This window comes from Exiguobacterium sp. s64 (genome assembly GCF_018618035.1).
Lineage (GTDB): Bacteria > Bacillota > Bacilli > Exiguobacteriales > Exiguobacteriaceae > Exiguobacterium > Exiguobacterium mexicanum_A.
Genome location: NZ_JACSLH010000019.1, coordinates 1 through 3426 on the forward strand (window position 1 = coordinate 1; position 3426 = coordinate 3426).

At 51.6% G+C, this 3426-nt stretch carries 2 protein-coding genes; both read left to right on the plus strand.

The genetic code is table 11. The features are described from left to right. Positions 1–92: 92 nt before the first annotated feature. Positions 93–1640, plus strand: a complete 1548-nt coding sequence (locus KNP64_RS14635) for an ISL3 family transposase (protein ID WP_128124366.1) — start codon at positions 93–95, stop codon at positions 1638–1640. Positions 1641–1787: 147 nt separating this feature from the next. Continuing rightward, positions 1788–3335, plus strand: a complete 1548-nt coding sequence (locus tag KNP64_RS14640; RefSeq protein ID WP_128124366.1) for an ISL3 family transposase — start codon at positions 1788–1790, stop codon at positions 3333–3335. The last annotated feature ends 91 nt before the right edge of the window (positions 3336–3426 follow it).

The window sequence follows — 3426 nt, forward strand, 5'->3', positions numbered from 1 at the left end:
TGTGTAATGCAAAATAGGAGTGGTTCTTACGCAATGTTGGTGAGGTAGTGATACCGACATTATGGGAATAAAATCAAAAAGGATTGATTCTCATGAACGAGTTGGAGTTCTTAGATGATCGACTGTGCGTCACGAGTGCTCACTCACACGATGGGGTGAGACACTGTGCCGCTCGTCTCGTGTCCAGCGGTGCATGCTGTCCAGACTGTGGTCGGTTTTGTCACCGACGTCACAGTTTCACGACACGGCGGCTAAAAGACTTCTCAGGAATACATCAAGTTTTCCGTCTGAACATTCAAGTACCGAAATGGTTCTGCGACAACTCAATATGCCAACGTTCCATCTTTACAGAGCGATTGCCGTGGGCCATTTCTCATTCGCGGAGAACGCTCCGTACGGAGCGTGTGTTGTCCACTTTAATGTTGGCCATGAGTGCGAAGGAAGCCGAGCGTGTTACGACCGTCCTAGGTTTTCGAATCAGTCACGACACACTACTTAGGGTGCTACGACGCGTTCCCGTCCCGAGCCCCTGCGCTGAGGTGATCGGCATTGATGACTTCGCCTTCAAAAAGGGTCACCGATACGGGACCATCATCTGTGACGCGACCACCCATCGTCCCATCGACCTGCTGCGGACCCGCGAAGCAGACACGTTGAAGGATTGGCTTGTGAATCTGGAGAAACGGCCTATCCGCGCATCGGTCGATCGATTCCCAGCCTATCAAGAGGCATTGCTCGACCAGGACATCGTAGTGGTGAGCGACCGCTTCCACCTCGTAGATAACCTATGGCGATGCCTCAATTCGATATGCCAGCGTGTCCTCCCCTCTCGAATCCCTGTAAATCCGAAAGGTGCCGTATCATACGGTTTGAAACCGCAACATCCGACTGGATCCGAGAACGAGACAAAACGACCGTTGGTCGAAAGGGTTCAAAGCATGCACCGCCAAGGGATGAGTCTGAATGCGATCGCCCAGATGCTCAGCTTGAATTGGAGGACCGTCAAAAAATACAGTGATCCGGCTTACGAACCCTCCCCGCCGAAACGACAAAGACCTCACTTGATCGATCGTTTCATGCCACAATTGAGGGAATGTGTCCGAAATCGATACACACTCCAGGAAACGGACGCTCATCTGAGACAATTAGGTTACAGAGGCTCGTTTGGCGCGGTCCGTCACCGTTCACGTGACGCCCGGAGTGAGGGTCTTCCCGAACCCCAGGTTTTCGTATCGCGCAAGGATGCCTGTCGTCTACTCTGGCAATGGCCTGTCACTAGGACGGATGACACCATCGATGTCTCGTACCTGTTGGTCCGTTACGAAGACCTCGCCATCCCGTTCTGTTTCATTCAAGGATTTCGGGAAGCGATTCGGGAACGGGACGCGGGGCATCTCCTTTCGTTGATCACCAATCCACAAGTCACATCACATCCCGGACTGAAGCGTTTCGTGGGTCGCCTCAAACAAAATGTAGAGGTGATCCTGGCAGCCTGTCAGTTTGAAGAAAGCAATGGTTACGTGGAAGGAAACGTCAATCGTCTAAAGATGATGAAGCGACTCATGTACGGAAGGGGAAATTTTGACTTGCTCAGAATTCGGGTGCTTTGTCGAAATCCCGATCCGAGTTGTGCTCACTGATATTCCAAAAAAATGAGCGACCACCTTCGGGCGATTGCTCATCATCATTCACCAACATTGCGTAAGAACCATTTGTGGTTCTTACGCAATGTTGGTGAGGTAGTGATACCGACATTATGGGAATAAAATCAAAAAGGATTGATTCTCATGAACGAGTTGGAGTTCTTAGATGATCGACTGTGCGTCACGAGTGCTCACTCACACGATGGGGTGAGACACTGTGCCGCTCGTCTCGTGTCCAGCGGTGCATGCTGTCCAGACTGTGGTCGGTTTTGTCACCGACGTCACAGTTTCACGACACGGCGGCTAAAAGACTTCTCAGGAATACATCAAGTTTTCCGTCTGAACATTCAAGTACCGAAATGGTTCTGCGACAACTCAATATGCCAACGTTCCATCTTTACAGAGCGATTGCCGTGGGCCATTTCTCATTCGCGGAGAACGCTCCGTACGGAGCGTGTGTTGTCCACTTTAATGTTGGCCATGAGTGCGAAGGAAGCCGAGCGTGTTACGACCGTCCTAGGTTTTCGAATCAGTCACGACACACTACTTAGGGTGCTACGACGCGTTCCCGTCCCGAGCCCCTGCGCTGAGGTGATCGGCATTGATGACTTCGCCTTCAAAAAGGGTCACCGATACGGGACCATCATCTGTGACGCGACCACCCATCGTCCCATCGACCTGCTGCGGACCCGCGAAGCAGACACGTTGAAGGATTGGCTTGTGAATCTGGAGAAACGGCCTATCCGCGCATCGGTCGATCGATTCCCAGCCTATCAAGAGGCATTGCTCGACCAGGACATCGTAGTGGTGAGCGACCGCTTCCACCTCGTAGATAACCTATGGCGATGCCTCAATTCGATATGCCAGCGTGTCCTCCCCTCTCGAATCCCTGTAAATCCGAAAGGTGCCGTATCATACGGTTTGAAACCGCAACATCCGACTGGATCCGAGAACGAGACAAAACGACCGTTGGTCGAAAGGGTTCAAAGCATGCACCGCCAAGGGATGAGTCTGAATGCGATCGCCCAGATGCTCAGCTTGAATTGGAGGACCGTCAAAAAATACAGTGATCCGGCTTACGAACCCTCCCCGCCGAAACGACAAAGACCTCACTTGATCGATCGTTTCATGCCACAATTGAGGGAATGTGTCCGAAATCGATACACACTCCAGGAAACGGACGCTCATCTGAGACAATTAGGTTACAGAGGCTCGTTTGGCGCGGTCCGTCACCGTTCACGTGACGCCCGGAGTGAGGGTCTTCCCGAACCCCAGGTTTTCGTATCGCGCAAGGATGCCTGTCGTCTACTCTGGCAATGGCCTGTCACTAGGACGGATGACACCATCGATGTCTCGTACCTGTTGGTCCGTTACGAAGACCTCGCCATCCCGTTCTGTTTCATTCAAGGATTTCGGGAAGCGATTCGGGAACGGGACGCGGGGCATCTCCTTTCGTTGATCACCAATCCACAAGTCACATCACATCCCGGACTGAAGCGTTTCGTGGGTCGCCTCAAACAAAATGTAGAGGTGATCCTGGCAGCCTGTCAGTTTGAAGAAAGCAATGGTTACGTGGAAGGAAACGTCAATCGTCTAAAGATGATGAAGCGACTCATGTACGGAAGGGGAAATTTTGACTTGCTCAGAATTCGGGTGCTTTGTCGAAATCCCGATCCGAGTTGTGCTCACTGATATTCCAAAAAAATGAGCGACCACCTTCGGGCGATTGCTCATCATCATTCACCAACATTGCGTAAGAACCACATTTGTATTGCAAAATACA